Consider the following 16,313-nt stretch of genomic DNA (forward strand, 5'->3'; position numbering starts at 1 on the left):
GATCAGAATCCATTGCGAAGCAGCGTCTGCAATTCAGCCTTGTTGAGATTGCCGAGCCTCAGCGTCTCGAGCGTTCGGCCCTCTCGCGCAAAATCCTCGCCGCAGATCGCACCGCCGATCGCGAGGAACGCTTTGGCCAGCGGTGTGGCCACGCTAGCCAAGGCGGCGACGGAGACCAGCAACGACAGCCCGAGCCGCAGATCCTCTCGCATGTAGCGGTGCTCGGTCAGCACGATCCGTTCGCGCCAGTCGCCGGAATCGGTCAGCCGGTCGTGCGAGCCGCGGCCATACATCCAAATGTCGCCTTCCATCGCATAGTGATGAGCCAGCGGGAAATGCGGCGCGCCGTAACCGAGCGCCTCGCGCACCGCGATGCGTTCCGCGTCGAGCGCGTCGGTGACCCGGCGGATCGCGGCTTGGGTGCCTTCCTTGTGAATGTCCCAGCGCTCGAAATGTTCGATGGGGCCGGCGTTCATCACGATCAACGGTGGATGGATGATAGGCCCTGCATTCATCAGCGCGCCGGACAGCGCATCTCCGCACGGTTCGATCACGCCGGGGAAAGCGCGTCCAATGACTTCGAGCGCATGTGCGGCCTGATCGAGCGGGAACACGCCGACGGGCAGTCGCTTGGCTCGGATCGTGATCGCGACCTCGAATGGTCCATGCTTGCGGGTCAGCCAGGGCAACGTCCCGGTCTCGGCAAAGGTCACCTCGGCATGGTTACCGGCATCTCGGGCGGCTTGGGCGAATATCATCGAGCCGAATGTCGCCGGCGGCAGAAAAATAACCTGGCGGTCCTGCAGATGCGGGGCGAGCTGACGGGCAATATCCGGCTGCGCGAAGGCGGGCGCGGGGCAGAGGATCAGCTCGACGCCGTTGACGGCTTCGGCGATGTCGGCTGTGACCAGCGCGAGCTCCACGTCGTGGCGGCCGTTATGATCCTTGACCAGAATGCGCGAGCCGGCGGCGCGATGCGCTGCGACCTGATCGGCATCGCGGCGCCAGAGCCGGACGTCGTGCCCCGCCAGCGCAAAATCGCCCGCGGCTGCGAACGAGCCGTTTCCCCCACCCAGAACCGCAATCTTCAAGATCTTTCTCCTTGCGCGCACGATTGCGAATCGAGCTGCTTCAGCAAGAAATGCTGCACCTTGCCGAGCGCAGTGCGCGGCAGGTCGGTGACGAAGACGATATCGCGTGGAACTTTGAATCGCGCGAGCTGTGCCTGGATGTACGCTCTGAGCTCATCCGCTTCGAGATGCGAGCCGGATCGCCGGATGACATAAGCGATGGGGACTTCGTCCCAGCGCGGGTCCGGCCGGCCGATCACGGCGCATTCGCTGACATCGGGATGTTCGAGCAGGACGCGCTCGACCTCAGCTGGATAGACATTCTCGCCGCCGGAAATGATCAGGTTCTTCTTGCGGTCGCGCACCCAGAAATAGCCGTCCGCATCGCACAGGCCAATATCTCCGGTGCGATACCAGCCGTCGTGCAGCGCATCACGTGTGGCGTCCGCATTGCCCCAATATTCGAAGAACACGTTGGCGCCGCGCACCGCGATTTCGCCCGGTGTGCCGGCCGGCACCTCGGCTCCGGCCTGATCGACCACCTTTGCCTCGCAGCACAGGCCGGCCAGTCCGGTCGATCCCACCCTCGAGAGGTCACCGCCGAGGCGGGTGTAGATGGCGATGGGGCAGGTTTCCGTCGAGCCGTAGACCTGAAGCACGGGAACGCCCCGCGCGACGAAACGGTCGATCAAGTGCGGCGGCACGATCGTCGAGCCCGTGGCGACGGCCTTGAGCGACGAAAGATCGGCCGTCGCCCAGGCGGGATGCTCGCTCACGGCCTGGATGATCGCCGGCACCATCACGGTCAGCGTCGGCCGCTCGCGTTCGATCGCTGCGAGCGCTGTATCCGGCGTGAAGCGGGCGTGGATCGTGACGGTTGCGCCCAACTGCAGCGCCGGCGTTGTCTGGATATTGAGGCCGCCGACGTGGAAGAACGGCAGCACGGTCAGCACGTGGTCGTCCGACGTCATGTTGTGCATGTGCTGGCTCATGACCCCGTTCCAGAACAGCGCCTCTTGTCGCAGCACCGCACCCTTCGGGCGTCCGGTCGTTCCTGAGGTGTAGACGATGAGGAGCGGGCAGGAGAGATCGGTGTGCGGATTGCGGCCGCTGCCCGGGCTGCGAGCCAGCAGATCTTCGAATGTCGTGCCGCGAGGCGGCGTGAAGTCGAGGCCGACGACCGATGTCCCTGGCGCAGTCCGCCCAAGTTCGCCAAGCACTCCCTCAAATGCCTGCTCGAGCACCAGGACTTTGGCGCCGGCATCGCTCAGAATGAACAGCTGCTCAGCGACCGCCAGCCGCCAGTTCAGCGGCACCAGCATCGCCCCGAGCCGCGCACAAGCGTAGAGCAGAACCAGGTAGTCAGGCCGGTTCAGGCTCAGGATCGCGACGCGGTCCCCGCGGCCGACGCCGAGTTCCCGCTTCAAAGCAGTTGCGGTCCGTTCGATGCGCGCGGCGAATGCGGCATAGCTCAGCCGTTCCCGTTCGAAGGCAATGGCCGTCTTGTCTGGCGCGAACGCCGCGTTGCGGTCGATCAGGCTACAGAGGTCCACCGTCAGTCGTCCGTCTCGCCGGCCTCGTACAGCGCCTCGCGTCCGATCCGGTCGAGGCAGAGCTCGGCGGTCCAGGGCAGCATCAGCGAACCGCAGCGGCTGTCGCGGTAGATCCGCTCCAGCGGCAGCGACCGCAGCATGGCCTGACCGCCGCAGGTGCGGATTGCGAGCGCGGCGAGCTCATTAGCGCCCTCCATCACCGAATATTGTGCGGCGTAGGCGCGCAGCACCTGTTCCTTGCTTGGATTGGCGCGGGCTTCGGTCACGGCCTGGAACCAGATTGCCTTGATCTGCTCTAGCTTGATCTGCATCTGAGCGACCGCGATCTGCTTGGTCGGGTACATCCGGCGTTTGACCGGCGGCATGCCCGGCACCGCGCCGCGTAGATAACGTACGGTGAAATCATAAGCGGCTTGCGCCAGGCCCATGTAGGTCGGCGACAGCGTCAGGAACATGTGCGGCCAGCGCATTGCGGCCTGAAAATAGACGCCGCGCGGCATCAGCGCAGAATCCTCCGGCACGAACACGTCCGTGAACAGAAGCGTCCGCGAGACGGTGCCACGCATGCCAAGCGGATCCCAGTCACCAACGACCGAGACGCCTTCCGATTTGGCAGGAATAGCCAGATAAAGCGTATTGCGGCGCGATGCCTTCCCGCCTTCCTCGATCTCGGTGCAGAGCACGCCGTAATAATCGGCATAACCGGAGAGCGATGCAAAGATCTTCTTGCCGTTGACGATCCAGCCGCCCTCGACCGGCCTTGCTTCCGTGCCGAAAGCGACACCGCCCGCCGCCGCCGCACCACCTTCCGAGAACGGCTGCGAGTAGATCGCGCCGTCCTCGACGATGCGCTTGTAATGGACCGCGCACCGCCGCTCGTGCGCGGCGCGGGTGTCCGCGTCCATGTCGAGATCGTCGGCCAGCGGGCCCGACCACAGCGTCGAGCACACATGCATGTTCCAGGTCAGCGCGGTCGCGCCGCAGTACCGGCCGATCTCGGCCGCCGCCAAGGCATAAGTCTGGTAGTTCGCGCCGAGGCCGCCGTGCTTCTTGGGGATGGCAATACCGAGCAGGCCAATGCGATGCAGATCGCGATAATTCTCGGTCGGGAAGGTCGCCTCGCGATCGTAGGTCGCAGCGCGGCCGGCGAACACGCTCTGGCCGATCTCGCGGGCGCGCGCGATGATGCCGGCCTGCTCGTCACTGAGGCGGTATGCGACAGGATCGAAGATCGGAGCATCGAGCACGGCCTTGTCGCTTGCGCCGATATTCTTGCCGACTTGCATGGTCATGGCGCAATCACCTTAGGCTTTGGTCGCGAGAGAGTTCAGGAATCGGCCGAGCGCTTCGTTGAAGATATCGGGGCGTTCGAGATTGGCGAGATGGCCCACGCCAGCGAGCTCGACATATTCAGCTCCAGGAATAAAGGTCGCCATCTTCGCCATCATCGGCGCCGGCGCGTTGTTGTCCTTTGAGCCGGAGAGCAGCAGCGTTGGGACTGAAATATCCCTGAGCGTGCTGCGCTGATCGAAACCGATGAGAGCCAGCATCATGGCGCGATAACTGGCTTCAGGCACGTTTGCCATGCATTCGCGGGCGAGCTCCATTCCCTTTGGATCGGGATCGTCGCCGACCAGCTCCTTCACCAACGAAGGCGCCAGCGACATCATGGTCTCCCCACGATCGAGCGGCCCGAGCCGCGCTGCGATGAAGGATCTCTGCCAATCGCCCTCAGCCTTGCCGAAGGCCGGGCTGGTCTGCGCCAGGACGACCGCGCGCGCCAGTTTCGGCGACTGCACCAGCCACTTCTGGACGATCATGCCGCCGATCGAATGGCCGACCAGAATGGGCCTGCTTGCGCCGAGCTGCTCGATGAATCTCTTGAGTGCATCCGCCAGGGCAGCGATGCTGACGCTGGCGAGCGGCGCCGATCCGCCATAGCCCGGCATGTCCCATGCGATCGCGTGGAAGCGGTTGCCGAATGTGGCGAGCTGGTGCCGCCAGGCTCTCGCCGCGCCGCCAATGCCATGCAGGAAAATCAAAGGTGTCGCGACCGGATCGCCCGCGGCTTCGTAGGCGAAGCGTCCGTCCTTTGTTATCATTGGCACTGGCCGCGACACGCGACATCCTTTTGCTTGGCTCTATGATGCTAACAGGCTCGCGGGCGATGGGAAGGGATAATTTTATACTTAAAGCAATTTTCGGGCCGATCGCCGTGCGGCCGTTCCCGATCGTCAGTCGTCGTTGCAAAAATTTGAAGGTTAAAATATATCCAGGGAACGATCAGCATCTCAGGGAGCCAGCGCATGTCCGGATTGCCGCATTCGCCGCACGCGCTGGTGACCGGCGGCGGTCGCGGCATCGGCCGTGCCATCGCGGCCTCGCTCGTCAGTGCCGGCGCGACTGTGACCGTGCTCGGTCGGAATGCCGCGACTCTTGCAGAGGCCGTCAACGCAGGCGCCGCGCATTTCGCGGCTGTTGCCGACGTCTCTGATGAAGCCTCATTGAAGACGGCCATCCTTGAGGCGAGTACGCGCAAGCCGATCGACATCCTGATTGCCAACGCAGGCAGTGCTGAATCGGCGCCATTCGCGAAGTCGGACAGCGCTCTGTTCAGCCGCATGATGGATGTCAATTTCATGGGCGTGGTCCATGCCATCCGCGGTGTATTGCCGGGCATGAAGGACCGTCCCTATGGCCGCATTGTCGCAGTTGCGTCCACGGCCGGGCTCAAGGGCTATGCCTATGTCAGCGCCTACGCCGCGGCCAAGCACGCCGTGGTCGGTCTCGTGCGTTCGCTCGCTCTCGAGATGGCCGGAAGTAATGTGACGGTGAATGCAGTGTGTCCCGGCTTCACCGACACCGATCTGGTCGCCGGCAGTATCGAAAACATCATGGCGAAGACCGGCAGAACCCGCGAGCAGGCGATCGCCGAGCTCGCCAAACATAATCCGCAAGAAAGGCTGATCACGCCTCAAGAGGTGGCCGATGCCGTGCTGTGGCTGTGTGGCGAGGGCGCCGGCGCGATCACCGGGCAGGCGATCGCGGTTGCCGGGGGTGAAATCTAGCGTGTGTGGCGCAGGCGCGGAACAAGGAAGCTAAGGAGATCGCATGAGCAGACCAGCCAATCCCGTCACCATACCGCTTGCAGATTACTCGCCGCAGCATTTCCTGCTGGCGGTGGTCGATGGTGTTGCGACGGTTACGCTCAATCGCCCCGAACGAAAGAATCCGCTCACCTTCGAAAGCTATCGGGAACTGACCGATTTCTTTCGCGCCTGCGCGTTCGACGAAGCAGTCAAGGCCATCGTCGTCACCGGCGCTGGCGGTAATTTCTCGTCTGGTGGCGACGTGTTCGAGATCATCGGCCCGCTCGTGAAGATGGACACCAAGGGGCTGACGGCCTTCACGCGCATGACCGGCGACCTCATCAAGGCGATGCGCGCCTGCCCGCAGCCGATCGTGGCTGCCGTCGAGGGCATCTGCGCCGGTGCCGGGGCGATCATCGCGATGGCGTCGGACATGCGCCTCGCGGCGAGTGGCACAAAGGTCGCGTTCCTGTTTAATAAGGTTGGCCTTGCCGGCTGCGACATGGGTGCCTGCGCGATCCTGCCGCGGATCATCGGTCAGTCACGCGCCTCCGAACTGCTCTACACCGGCCGGTTCATGACCGCGGAGGAGGGCGAGCGCTGGGGCTTTTTCAGCCGCCTCGTTACGCCCGAGCAGGTGCTGCCCCAGGCGCAATTGCTGGCCAAGCAGGTCGCGGAAGGGCCGACCTTCGCCAACACCATGACCAAGCGGATGCTGGCGATGGAATGGGCGATGTCGGTGGAAGAGGCGATCGAGGCGGAAGCCGTCGCGCAGGCGTTGTGCATGACGACGGCCGATTTCGAGCGCGCCTTCGAGGCTTTCGCCAACAAGGTGAAGCCGGTCTTCAGGGGCGACTAGGATAACCGTCTGTACGGGGGCCAGACCAGCAACGGGGGCTTGCGCGAAATTATTTTAGGCTTAAAATAGTTTGCAGGTGAATTGGCGAGGCTCCCATGAAAATCGCGATCATCGGTGGCGGACCTGCGGGTCTCTACGCTGCGATCCTGCTCAAGAAGCAGCGCCCAGGCGCCGAAGTCACGGTGTATGAGCGCAATCGAGCCGATGACACTTTCGGCTTTGGCGTCGTGTTCTCCGACGCCACGCTGGACAATTTCGAGAAGCACGATCTTCCGAGCTACCGCCGCATCACTCAGGAATTCGCCTATTGGGACGACATTGCCGTGCATTTCCGCGGCACGGTGCACCGGGTCGGCGGCAACGGCTTTTGCGGCTGCTCACGGCAGAAGCTGCTGCTGATTCTTCAGGAGCGGGCACGCGAGCTCGGCGTCTCCCTGCATTTCGAAGTGGATATCGACGACGAAACCCGTTTCGCCGATGTCGATCTCATCCTGCTCGCGGACGGCATCAACAGCCGCTTCCGTGAGAGATACGTCGATCACTTCCAGCCCGAGGTCGACGTCCGCTCCAACAAGTTCGCCTGGATGGGCTCGACAAGGCCGCTCGATGCCTTCACCTTTATCTTCCAGGAAACCGAGTGGGGGCCATTCATCGCCCATGCCTATCAGTATGAGGCCGGGCATTCGACCTGGATTTTTGAGACTGATCCGCAGACGTTTGCGCGCGCCGGGCTGATGGCGCTGGACGAGGCTCAGTCCGCCGCGCGGATGGCGGAGATCTTCGGCTGGTTCCTCGATGGGCACAAGCTGCTGACCAACCGCTCGATGTGGCGCAACTTCCCGATGATCCGCAGCAAGCGCTGGGTGAAGGACAACATGGTCCTGCTCGGCGACGCCAAGGCGAGCGCCCATTTCTCCATCGGCTCGGGCACCAAGCTCGCGATGGAAGACGCCATCGCGCTGGCCGAAGCGATGGAGAAGGCGCCCAGCATCGAGGCGGCGCTGGCGGTCTATGAGAACGGCCGCCGCGAGGAGGTCGAAAAGACGCAGCATGCCGCGGACGTCTCGCTGGTTTGGTTCGAGCACGTCGACCGCTTCTGGGATTTTGATCCCGTGCAATTCGCCTTCGGCGTCATGACTCGCTCGAAGGCAATCACCTACGACAACCTCAAGCTCCGCGCGCCGGATTTTGTGGCCGAGGTCGAAAAGACGTTCGCCAGGCAGGTGCGCAGCAGCGGCTTCGATGTCGACATCGACAAACCGAGCGTGCCGCTGTTCCAACCCTTCCGCTTGCGCGAGATGGAGGTTGCCAATCGCGCCGTGGTATCGCCGATGTGCATGTATTCGGCCAAGGAAGGCGTGCCGACCGATTTCCACCTGGTGCATTACGGTTCGCGTGCGATCGGCGGCGCCGGGCTGATCTTCACCGAGATGACCTGTGTGGGCCGCGATGCCCGGATTACGCCCGGCTGCGCCGGCCTCTGGAATGACGAGCAGGAAGCCGCGTGGCGGCGCATCGTGGATTTCGTCCACGGCAATTCGGCCGCGAAAATTTGCCTGCAAGTGGGCCACGCCGGCCGCAAGGGCGCGACCAAATTGATGTGGGACGGCATGGACCGACCGCTGGAGCAGGGCGGTTGGGAGGTCTGTTCGGCATCGCCGCTGCCCTATTTCCCCGACAGTCAGGTGCCGCGCGAGCTCGATCGTGCCGGCATGAATGCGGTGAGGGACGCTTTCGTCGCGGCGGCCGAGCGCGGCGAGCGCTGCGGCTTCGACATGCTCGAATTGCACTGTGCCCACGGCTATCTGCTCGCGAGCTTCATCTCGCCGCTCACGAACACCCGCTCGGACGACTATGGCGGCTCGCTCGCCAACCGTCTGCGTTTCCCGCTCGAGATCTTCGAGGCGCTACGCGCGACATGGCCGTCGCACAAGCCGATGTCGGTGCGCATCTCCGCAACCGACTGGGCTGATGGCGGCATCACTGGCGATGATGCCGTCGCCATCGCGCGCGCCTTTGCCGAGGCTGGTGTCGATCTCGTCGACGTCTCGACCGGCCAGACCGTGCGCGACGCACAGCCGGTCTACGGGCGCATGTTCCAGACGCCCTTTTCGGACCAGGTCCGCAACGAGGCGCGGGTAGCCACCATGTGCGTCGGCAACATTACGACGGCGGATCAGGCCAACACCATTTTGGCCGCCGGCCGGGCGGATCTCGTCGCGCTCGGCCGTCCGCATCTTGTCGACCCGTTCTTCACCATGAAGGCGGCAGCCTGGTACGGGGCAAACGACGTGTTCTGCCCGCCGCAATATCTGCCCGGAAAAGATCAGATTTTCCGCAACAGCGTTCGCGACCGGGAGGACCTCGAGGAGCTGAGAATTAAGGCTAAGCCCAAGACCCGGGCCGAGCTCAAGGCGGAGGCGACAAAGCCGCTTGCGGCGGAGTGACCGCCCGTGCGACCTTGACCCATTGCCTGTGTTTCGAGTGGAGTGAGGGCGATGAAGGCGATTATCGTCGGTGGCGGTATCGGTGGTCTCACCACGGCATTGATGCTGCGCTCGCGAGGCCTGGATTGTGAGATCTTCGAGCAGGCCGACACCATTCGCGAGCTCGGCGTCGGGATCAACACGCTGCCGCATGCCATGCGCGAGTTGGCGGGGCTCGGCCTGTTGCAGAAGCTCGACGAGGTCGCGATCCGCACCGATCAGCTCTATTATCTCAATCGCCACGGCCAGGAGGTCTGGCGCGAAGCCCGCGGCATCGACGCCGGCCACGACGTGCCGCAATTCTCGATCCATCGCGGCCGCCTTCAGGGCGTCATTCATCGCGCCGTCGAGGAGCGGCTCGGGCAGCAAGCGATTCACACCGGCCGCCGGCTCGGCGCTTTCACGCAGGACGAGGGCGGCGTCACCGCTTATTTCTTCGATCGGGTCGGCGCCCATGTCCACACCGCGCGCGGCGATATCCTGATCGGTGCCGACGGCATCCATTCGCGCGTCCGCGACACGCTGTTCCCGAATGAGGGGCCGCCGTGCTGGAACGGCCTGATGCTGTGGCGCGGCGCCCGCGACTGGCCGCTGTTCCTCACCGGCAAATCCATGATCGTGGCCGGCGGTCTCAACGCCAAGGTGGTGATCTATCCGATAGCGGAAGGATCAAGCCCGGCGAGCCGGCTCACCAACTGGGCGGTGCTGGTCAAGGTGGGCGAAGGCAATGCACCCCCACCGCGGAAAGAAGACTGGTCGCGGCCGGGCCGCCGCGAGGAGCTGATGCCGCATGTCGCGCGCTTCTCGGTCCCCTACATCGACGTGAAGAGCCTGATCTCGGCGACGCCCGAATTCTACGAATATCCGACCTGCGACCGCGATCCCTTGCCCTATTGGTCGTCCGGGCGCGTCACGCTGCTCGGCGACGCCGCGCATCCGATGTATCCGGTTGGCTCGAACGGCGCCTCGCAGGCGATCCTCGATGCGCGTTGCCTTGCCGATGCACTGGTGCGCGCCGAGCATCCGCGCCAGGCGCTGGTCGAGTACGAGAAGAAGCGTCTGCCGATGACGGCGGAGATCGTCCGCTCCAACCGGCGCGGCGGTCCCGAAGGCGTCATCGACGCCGTCGAGCAGCTTGCGCCTGATGGTTTCGACAATGTCGAGAACGTCCTGAGCTATTCCCAGCGCGAAGCGATCGTGCGTGGCTACGCCACCAAGGCAGGCTTCGCCGCAGTGCCGGGACTTGCGGCGGTGCGCGCTTAAAAGACCCGGCTAGCCGCCGGGCGGCGGCGGCAGGAAGTGGATGTTGAACTCGGCGGCCATCGCCACCACGTCCTCGGGCTTCTGCTCCTTCATGTTGTGAAGCCCCCAGAACAGATCGAACAGCTTGCGGCTCGGCGACACCCAGAACAGCACCTTTGCGGTCTGCTCCGACTTGTTGAAGATGCCGTGCGGCACGCCCATGCCGAGGCGGATCAGGTCGCCCGCGGTCGCCTGCGCCTCCGAATTGCCGAGCATGAAATCGAGCTTGCCCTCCAGCATGTACAGATACTCATCCTGATCGGGGTGAATGTGCGGCGGCACGAACGTGCCCGGCGGCAGTGTCGCATGCCAGGAGAAGCTGTTTTCGGCGTAGCTCTTCGGCACATAGGTCTGGCCAAGGATGTTCCAGGAAATGCCCTGGATGCCCTCATTGGCCCGAGTGATGCCGGTGATTTCGCTCTTCATTGCAGTCCTCCCGTAACGCGATACGGTTTTAGGTTATGGTTGAGCATGATCTTTTCGGAAAACCGCTGCGCACTTTTCCGGATCATGCCTTAGTTCGCCGCCTTGCAGTCCTTGGCGTAGCGGTCGCCGTAATTCTCGAAGACCTTCTGCACGATTTCGGTCTGGAACTTGCCGTCCGGACGCTTGGCGACCTTGGTCAGGTAGAAATCCTGGATCGGATAGCCATTGGTGTTGAATTTGAAGGCGCCGCGGAGCGAGGTAAAATCGGCTTTCTTCAAGGCGGCGGCGACTGCCTCCTTGTTGGAGAGGTCGCCCTTCACGGCCTTGATCGCGCTGTTGATCAGCATGGCGGCGTCATAGGCCTGGAAGGCGTAGGTGCCGGGCACGCTGTTGTAGGCGGCCTCATAGGCGGCAACGAACTTCCTGTTCTGCGGATTGTCGAGATTGGGCGCCCAGTTCGCGCCGCCGAACATGCCGACGGCCGCGTCCTGCTGCGCCGGCAAGGTCGATTCATCCACCGTAAACGCGGAGAGCACCGGGATGGTATCGGCAAGCCCTGCCTGCCGGTACTGCTTGACGAGGTTGACGCCGAGGCCACCCGGCATGAACGTGAACAGCGCATCGGGCTTGTGCGAGGAAATCTTGGAAAGCTCCGGCTGGAAGTCCAGCGTGTTCAGCGGCATGTAGGATTCCTCGACGATCTCGCCCTTGTAGTCGAGCTTGAAGCCCGCCACCGAATCCTTGCCGGCCTGATAGTTCGGGACCATCAGGTACATGCGCTTATAGCCGCGATCCTGCGCGACCTTGCCAAGGATCTCATGGACCTGATCGTTCTGATAGGACGTCACATAGAAGAACGGATTGCAGTCCTTGCCGGCAAACGTCGACGGACCGGCATTGGGGCTGATCAGGAAGGTTTTCGATTCTGTAATGGGCCGGTGGATCGCCTGGAGGATGTTGGAGAAGATCGGGCCGACCACAAAGTCGACCTTGTCGCGCTCGAGCAGGCCTTTCACCTTGGTCACCGCCGCATCCGGCTTCAATTCGTCGTCTGCGACGATCACCTCGACATCGCGGCTGCCCATCTTGCCGCCGAGATCCTTAATCGCGAGCGCAAAGCCGTCACGGACTTGCTGGCCCAGCGCAGCGGCAGGTCCCGACAGGGTTACGACCACGCCGAGCTTGATTTTCTCCTGGGCGAGGGCAGGGCTCATCGCGGTGCCGAGCAGCATGGCGGCTGCGGCCAAGGTCATTTGCGTCTTCATGATCTGTCCTTCATGACCATCGGCTTGCGCTGCAAGCCGCGTACTCCAATCCAAGCTTATGCCGATGATGGCCGCCGCCGCAAGCCGAGCTCAAGACGTCGCATCCTGCGGGCAGCAGCGCATGCAAGCGGCGCGCCAATTATTTGAAGCCTAAAGAAATTGACCTGCGGTCGATTGTTGCAGCTTTGGACTTGCGGCCGGCTCCGATTTATTTGAAGCTCAAAACGTTGGGGAATCTGTGCCGGCGCCAATGCCGGCCGTGAGTGACTGCATCAACATGCTCGATTCCGAAACCAAGGCCGTGGAAACGCCGGAGGACCATGCCGAAGAGCTTCGGCTGTGGCTGCGGCTCTTGACTTGCACGACCCTGATCGAAGGGGAAGTCCGCGGCCGGTTGCGGCAGCGGTTCGACGTCACGCTGCCTCGGTTTGACCTTATGGCGCAGCTCGACAAGGCGCCGGACGGCATGACGCTGTCCGACGTCTCCAAGCGCATGATGGTGTCGAACGGCAACGTCACCGGCCTTGTCGAGCGTCTGGTTGAGTCCGGTCACCTCGATCGGCGTACCTCGGAGACGGACCGCCGCGTCCAAGTGATCCGCCTCACAAAACTCGGGCGCGCCGAGTTTCGCAGGATGGCTGCGGAACACGAAGCCTGGATCGCCGACCTGTTCGCCGATCTGACGCCGAAGGATGTGCGGGAATTGATGCGGCTCCTGGCCAAGACCAAGGCGTCGGCGCAGAAATCGGCCGCGCGCAGCCGACCGTAAGTAGGCGGCGGGACGGGCCACAGACCCTATTTGCCGCAGGAAAAAGCAAGGAAATCCCAGAACCCGCTATTGCACCAAATTGTTTTAAGCCTAAAATGTTTTCCAGATCGTGCTGCCGGGTGCAATCCATGCTGAAAGGAGCGTGCGATGGCCAACGCTGCCAAGGTTCAAGTGTCGGGTTCGTGTGACGGCAATGCTGCGACGGCCCATGTCGATACGTTCGCGCGGCAACATCTGCCGCCGCGCGAGCTCTGGCCCGAATTCATCTTCACGCGACCGGAGCTGCGCTATCCCGCGCGATTGAACTGCGTCAGCTATTTCCTCGATCGCTGGGTCGAGCAAGGCCACGGCGATGCGCCTTGCGTCATCAGTCCTGCGGTCAGCTACACCTATCGCGAGCTGCAAGCGCTCGTGAACCGCATCGCCAATGTGCTGGTCGGCAAGCTGGGTCTCGTGACCGGCGGACGCGTGCTGCTGCGCTCGGCCAACAATCCGATGATGGTCGCGACCTATCTCGCGGTCATCAAGGCCGGCGGCATCGTCGTGGCGACCATGCCGCTCCTGCGCGCCAAGGAGTTGTCATATCCGATCCAGAAGGCGGAGATCGGGCTCGCGCTGTGTGACGGAAAGCTCTCCGAGGAGATGGAGAAGGCGAAGGCCGCGGCGCCCGGCCTCAAGCACGTGGTCTATTGGGGCAATGGCGCGGCCGATTCGCTCGAAGCGCTGATCGCGGATGCGAGCCCCGAGTTCAGGGCTGTCGATACCTCGTCCGACGACGTCTGCCTGGTCGCCTTCACCTCGGGCACGACAGGCGATCCCAAGGGCACCATGCATTTCCACCGGGACATGCTCGCGGTCTGCGACGGCTATGCGCGCAACATCTTGCGCGCCGAGCAGAAGGATCGCTTCGTCGGCTCGGCACCGCTCGCCTTCACCTTCGGCTTCGGCGGCGTGTTGTTTCCGATGCATATTGGCGCCTCCTTCGTGGTGCTGGAGAAGACGACGCCGGACGACATTCTGAATGCGATCGAGCAGTACAAGATCACGGTCTGCTTCACTGCGCCGACCGCATATCGGGCCATGCTCGGCAAGCTCGCGGGCCGTGACATCTCCTCGCTTCGCAAATGCGTCTCCGCGGGCGAGACGCTGCCCAAGCCAACATTCGAAGCCTGGCTGAAGGCCACCGGCATCAAACTGATGGACGGCATCGGTTCGACCGAATTGCTGCACATCTTCATCAGCGCGACCGAGGACGAGATTCGCCCAGGCGCGACCGGCAAGCCCGTGCCAGGCTATGAGGCCAAGATCGTCGACGATGAAGGCATTGACGTGCCGCCGGGGACGATGGGTCGTCTCGCCGTGCGCGGCCCGACCGGCTGTCGCTATCTTGCCGATGAGCGACAACGGAAATACGTCCAGAACGGCTGGAACATCACCGGCGATACTTATGTGATGGATAGCGACGGCTATTTCTGGTACCAGTCGCGCTCCGACGACATGATCGTGTCGGCCGGCTACAACATAGCAGGAACCGATGTCGAGGCGGCGCTGCTCACGCATCCGGCGGTCGCCGAATGCGGTGTGGTCGGCGCGCCGGACGAGGCGCGCGGCATGATCGTGAAAGCCTATGTCGTCGTCGCGCCGGGCGTGGCGCCGGACGCGCAGCTCGTGACCGAATTGCAGGAGCATGTCAAACGCGAGATCGCGCCATATAAATATCCGCGCGCGATCGAATTCGTTGCGCAACTGCCAAAAACCGAGACCGGCAAGTTGAAGCGCTTTGCCCTGCGTCAGCTGGCGCAGGCTGCAGCGACGTCCTCCGGCGTCGCTGCGGAATGAGAGAAGGATAGAGAATTGTCCGTGACGTCAAAAGGCCCGCAGTTCGCGGTGCTGCCGACAGCAGCCGAGCAGGAAATCCGCCCCAAGGCGCAGATCCTCCAGCCGTCTGGCTGGCCAATGCCGAAGGGCTATGCCAACGGCATGGCTGCCGAGGGACGCATCGTCGTCACCGGCGGGGTGATCGGCTGGGATGCCGAAGAGCGTCTCGCGGACGGCTTCGTCGCGCAGGTGCGCCAGACCCTGAGCAACATCGCTGCGATCCTGGCCGAAGCCGGAGCAGGGCCCGAGCACCTCGTGCGCCTGACCTGGTATGTCGTCGATATGGACGAATACCTGGCCAATCTGAAGGAGCTGGGCAGGGCCTACCGCGACGTCTTCGGAGCGCACTATCCTGCGATGGCCCTGGTTCAGGTGGTCCGTCTCGTCGAGAAGGCGGCGCGCGTCGAAATTGAGGCCACCGCCGTCGTTCCTCGCTGAGCTCGGCCGTCCGGCGGCGCCCGCGCCTGCGTCCGGTGCTGATTTCGCTAGGACGGATGAAAATCTCCCTCCGAGACGACGCCGACCAGCTTGCCGGTATCGACGACGACCATAAGGCCGCTGACATGCCGCTTCAGCATGATGTTCGCGGTCTCGACGATGCTGATCTCGGGGGTAACCGAGATGCCCGACTGCCTCACACCTAATTCTCAGGCTCTGCGTTCGGCGCGAGGTCGGAGGAGCGGAAGGGCTTGGCTCTGTCCAGTTTGCGGTAGGCCGCCGCGGCCGTTCGCAACAGCTTCTTTTCCCGTTTGCGGTCGAGGAAGCGAGTGCCGGCCTCGAAGCCGAAATCATTCAGCGACGCCGCCAGCGTTTGCCCTCGCGCATCATCATTCAGTTGCCCGAGAGATCTTTGCGCCTTGCGCAATTGCTTGAGGATGGACTTCTGCTTCGTCGCCGCCCCGTCGGTGAACAGATCCGCCAGCGATTCGACGGAATAGGTCATCCGCTTATTGAGCAGCCGCAGCTTGTGCCGCTTCTCGACGTCGAGCTTGCCCAGCTTTCGCGCTTTCTTGAGCAGCGTCGTCTCCCACTCGGTCAATCGCGCTGTCGCATGGTCGGCGAGCGAGCAGCGACGCAATCTGATGGCTTCCTTGCTGCGCCGCGTCGACCACGGGCCGCTCTCGATCCAGGCCGAGGTCTGCTCGACCAGGCGGCGATAGCGTGCGGATTGCAGCGCGCGCGCCAGCAGGCGGTGGCTCTCGGCGCGCTTCTCGTCCCAGTGCTGGAGCTCGGCGATCACGGCGAGCTCGTCGCCACTTTCGGCGACGACCCGCTCGATCGCCACGTCGAGGTCCCGCACCATGCCGAGCTGGCTGTTAAGCCATTTCAGCTCGGCCCAGACAGTCGGCCGCAGCGCGTCGTCGAGCATCGGCGAGAAGAAGCGGATGGCGGTGCGCAGATGTGTCAGCGCGATCCGGATCTGGTGCAGGGCATCAGGATCGCCGCGGCAGGTGCCGTCGTGCTGGGCGAGGACGGCATCAAGGTGACGGCGTGCGATGATCCGGAACGCCGTGTCGCAGGCCATGCCGGAGCTGAGGCGGCCGGGCAGGGCATTGCGCCGTGTTGCCGGCATTGCGCGGGCGGCCGTCGAGGTCGTGCTGGGTCGCGCCATCCTT

At 63.5% G+C, this 16,313-nt stretch carries 14 protein-coding genes and 1 pseudogene; 7 read left to right on the top strand and 8 right to left on the bottom strand.

All coding sequences use genetic code 11. From position 1 onward, the window contains the following. Positions 1 to 2 precede the first annotated feature (2 nt). Genes IVB12_RS26385 through IVB12_RS26400 form a run of 4 tightly spaced genes read right to left on the bottom strand, consistent with a single transcriptional unit; the run spans position 3 to position 4,725 of the window. Positions 3 to 1,091: an NAD/NADP-dependent octopine/nopaline dehydrogenase family protein gene (locus IVB12_RS26385; protein ID WP_247303445.1), complete on the bottom strand. Its 1,089-nt coding sequence runs from the start codon at positions 1,089 to 1,091 to the stop codon at positions 3 to 5. Then, positions 1,088 to 2,623: a long-chain-fatty-acid--CoA ligase gene (locus tag IVB12_RS26390; protein WP_247303447.1), complete on the bottom strand. Its 1,536-nt coding sequence runs from the start codon at positions 2,621 to 2,623 to the stop codon at positions 1,088 to 1,090. The genes IVB12_RS26385 and IVB12_RS26390 overlap by 4 nt, the downstream gene beginning before the upstream one ends. 2 nt (positions 2,624 to 2,625) lie before the next feature. Beyond that, positions 2,626 to 3,915: an acyl-CoA dehydrogenase family protein gene (locus IVB12_RS26395; protein WP_247303449.1), complete on the bottom strand. Its 1,290-nt coding sequence runs from the start codon at positions 3,913 to 3,915 to the stop codon at positions 2,626 to 2,628. 12 nt (positions 3,916 to 3,927) lie between these two features. Continuing rightward, positions 3,928 to 4,725 carry an alpha/beta fold hydrolase gene (locus tag IVB12_RS26400; protein ID WP_247303451.1) on the bottom strand — a complete coding sequence of 266 codons (798 nt, stop codon included), beginning with the start codon at positions 4,723 to 4,725 and terminating at the stop codon, positions 3,928 to 3,930. Positions 4,726 to 4,929: 204 nt separating this feature from the next. Here IVB12_RS26400 and IVB12_RS26405 point away from each other — a divergent pair, with 204 nt between their 5' ends. From IVB12_RS26405 to IVB12_RS26420, 4 genes are all read left to right on the top strand, one after another. Continuing rightward, the gene (locus IVB12_RS26405) at positions 4,930 to 5,691 is read left to right on the top strand and encodes an SDR family oxidoreductase (protein WP_247303453.1); all 762 of its coding nucleotides are present in this window, start codon (positions 4,930 to 4,932) and stop codon (positions 5,689 to 5,691) included. 43 nt (positions 5,692 to 5,734) lie between these two features. Beyond that, positions 5,735 to 6,571, top strand: a complete 837-nt coding sequence (locus IVB12_RS26410) for an enoyl-CoA hydratase family protein (RefSeq protein WP_247303455.1) — start codon at positions 5,735 to 5,737, stop codon at positions 6,569 to 6,571. 95 nt (positions 6,572 to 6,666) lie between these two features. Then, positions 6,667 to 9,018, top strand: coding sequence for a bifunctional salicylyl-CoA 5-hydroxylase/oxidoreductase (locus tag IVB12_RS26415; RefSeq protein WP_247303457.1), 2,352 nt, complete (start codon positions 6,667 to 6,669; stop codon positions 9,016 to 9,018). Between the two features lie 51 nt (positions 9,019 to 9,069). After that, a complete protein-coding gene (locus tag IVB12_RS26420; protein ID WP_247280606.1) occupies positions 9,070 to 10,320 on the top strand; it encodes a flavin-dependent oxidoreductase in 1,251 nt (416 codons plus the stop codon). Positions 10,321 to 10,329: 9 nt separating this feature from the next. On the opposite strand, the gene IVB12_RS26425 is transcribed toward IVB12_RS26420, so the two are convergent. After that, entirely contained in the window at positions 10,330 to 10,785 is a 456-nt protein-coding gene (locus tag IVB12_RS26425) for a cupin domain-containing protein (RefSeq protein ID WP_080136282.1), read from the bottom strand. A gap of 89 nt (positions 10,786 to 10,874) precedes the next feature. Next, the gene (locus IVB12_RS26430) at positions 10,875 to 12,050 is read right to left on the bottom strand and encodes an ABC transporter substrate-binding protein (RefSeq protein ID WP_247303458.1); all 1,176 of its coding nucleotides are present in this window, start codon (positions 12,048 to 12,050) and stop codon (positions 10,875 to 10,877) included. Between the two features lie 250 nt (positions 12,051 to 12,300). Here IVB12_RS26430 and IVB12_RS26435 point away from each other — a divergent pair, with 250 nt between their 5' ends. The 3 genes from IVB12_RS26435 to IVB12_RS26445 all read left to right on the top strand — a co-directional run bounded on the left by IVB12_RS26435 (position 12,301) and on the right by IVB12_RS26445 (position 15,135). Continuing rightward, on the top strand, positions 12,301 to 12,819 hold the full coding sequence (locus tag IVB12_RS26435; RefSeq protein ID WP_247280608.1) for a MarR family transcriptional regulator: 519 nt from the start codon (positions 12,301 to 12,303) through the stop codon (positions 12,817 to 12,819). Between the two features lie 147 nt (positions 12,820 to 12,966). Continuing rightward, complete coding sequence (locus IVB12_RS26440) at positions 12,967 to 14,658, top strand: benzoate-CoA ligase family protein (protein WP_247303461.1); 1,692 nt, start codon at positions 12,967 to 12,969, stop codon at positions 14,656 to 14,658. Positions 14,659 to 14,673: 15 nt separating this feature from the next. Further along, positions 14,674 to 15,135: a RidA family protein gene (locus tag IVB12_RS26445; RefSeq protein WP_247303463.1), complete on the top strand. Its 462-nt coding sequence runs from the start codon at positions 14,674 to 14,676 to the stop codon at positions 15,133 to 15,135. Positions 15,136 to 15,154: 19 nt separating this feature from the next. On the opposite strand, the pseudogene IVB12_RS26450 reads toward IVB12_RS26445, so the two are convergent. Both IVB12_RS26450 and IVB12_RS26455 read right to left on the bottom strand, forming a co-directional pair. Further along, a pseudogene (locus IVB12_RS26450) lies at positions 15,155 to 15,335 on the bottom strand (CBS domain-containing protein); the annotation flags it as partial. Between the two features lie 2 nt (positions 15,336 to 15,337). Then, entirely contained in the window at positions 15,338 to 16,309 is a 972-nt protein-coding gene (locus tag IVB12_RS26455) for a CHAD domain-containing protein (RefSeq protein WP_247303467.1), read from the bottom strand. Between the last annotated feature and the right edge of the window lie 4 nt (positions 16,310 to 16,313).

The organism is Bradyrhizobium sp. 179 (assembly GCF_023073535.1).
GTDB lineage: Bacteria > Pseudomonadota > Alphaproteobacteria > Rhizobiales > Xanthobacteraceae > Bradyrhizobium.

Bases quoted from the DNA above. Each gene is read 5' to 3' on its own strand.
- IVB12_RS26395 (WP_247303449.1), bottom strand. From the start codon at position 3,915: ATGACCATGCAAGTCGGCAAGAATATCGGCGCAAGCGACAAGGCCGTG.
- IVB12_RS26400 (WP_247303451.1), bottom strand. From the start codon at position 4,725: ATGATAACAAAGGACGGACGCTTCGCCTACGAAGCCGCGGGCGATCCG.
- IVB12_RS26405 (WP_247303453.1), top strand. From the start codon at position 4,930: ATGTCCGGATTGCCGCATTCGCCGCACGCGCTGGTGACCGGCGGCGGT.
- IVB12_RS26410 (WP_247303455.1), top strand. From the start codon at position 5,735: ATGAGCAGACCAGCCAATCCCGTCACCATACCGCTTGCAGATTACTCG.
- IVB12_RS26415 (WP_247303457.1), top strand. From the start codon at position 6,667: ATGAAAATCGCGATCATCGGTGGCGGACCTGCGGGTCTCTACGCTGCG.
- IVB12_RS26420 (WP_247280606.1), top strand. From the start codon at position 9,070: ATGAAGGCGATTATCGTCGGTGGCGGTATCGGTGGTCTCACCACGGCA.
- IVB12_RS26425 (WP_080136282.1), bottom strand. From the start codon at position 10,785: ATGAAGAGCGAAATCACCGGCATCACTCGGGCCAATGAGGGCATCCAG.
- IVB12_RS26430 (WP_247303458.1), bottom strand. From the start codon at position 12,050: ATGAAGACGCAAATGACCTTGGCCGCAGCCGCCATGCTGCTCGGCACC.
- IVB12_RS26435 (WP_247280608.1), top strand. From the start codon at position 12,301: ATGCCGGCCGTGAGTGACTGCATCAACATGCTCGATTCCGAAACCAAG.
- IVB12_RS26440 (WP_247303461.1), top strand. From the start codon at position 12,967: ATGGCCAACGCTGCCAAGGTTCAAGTGTCGGGTTCGTGTGACGGCAAT.
- IVB12_RS26455 (WP_247303467.1), bottom strand. From the start codon at position 16,309: ATGGCGCGACCCAGCACGACCTCGACGGCCGCCCGCGCAATGCCGGCA.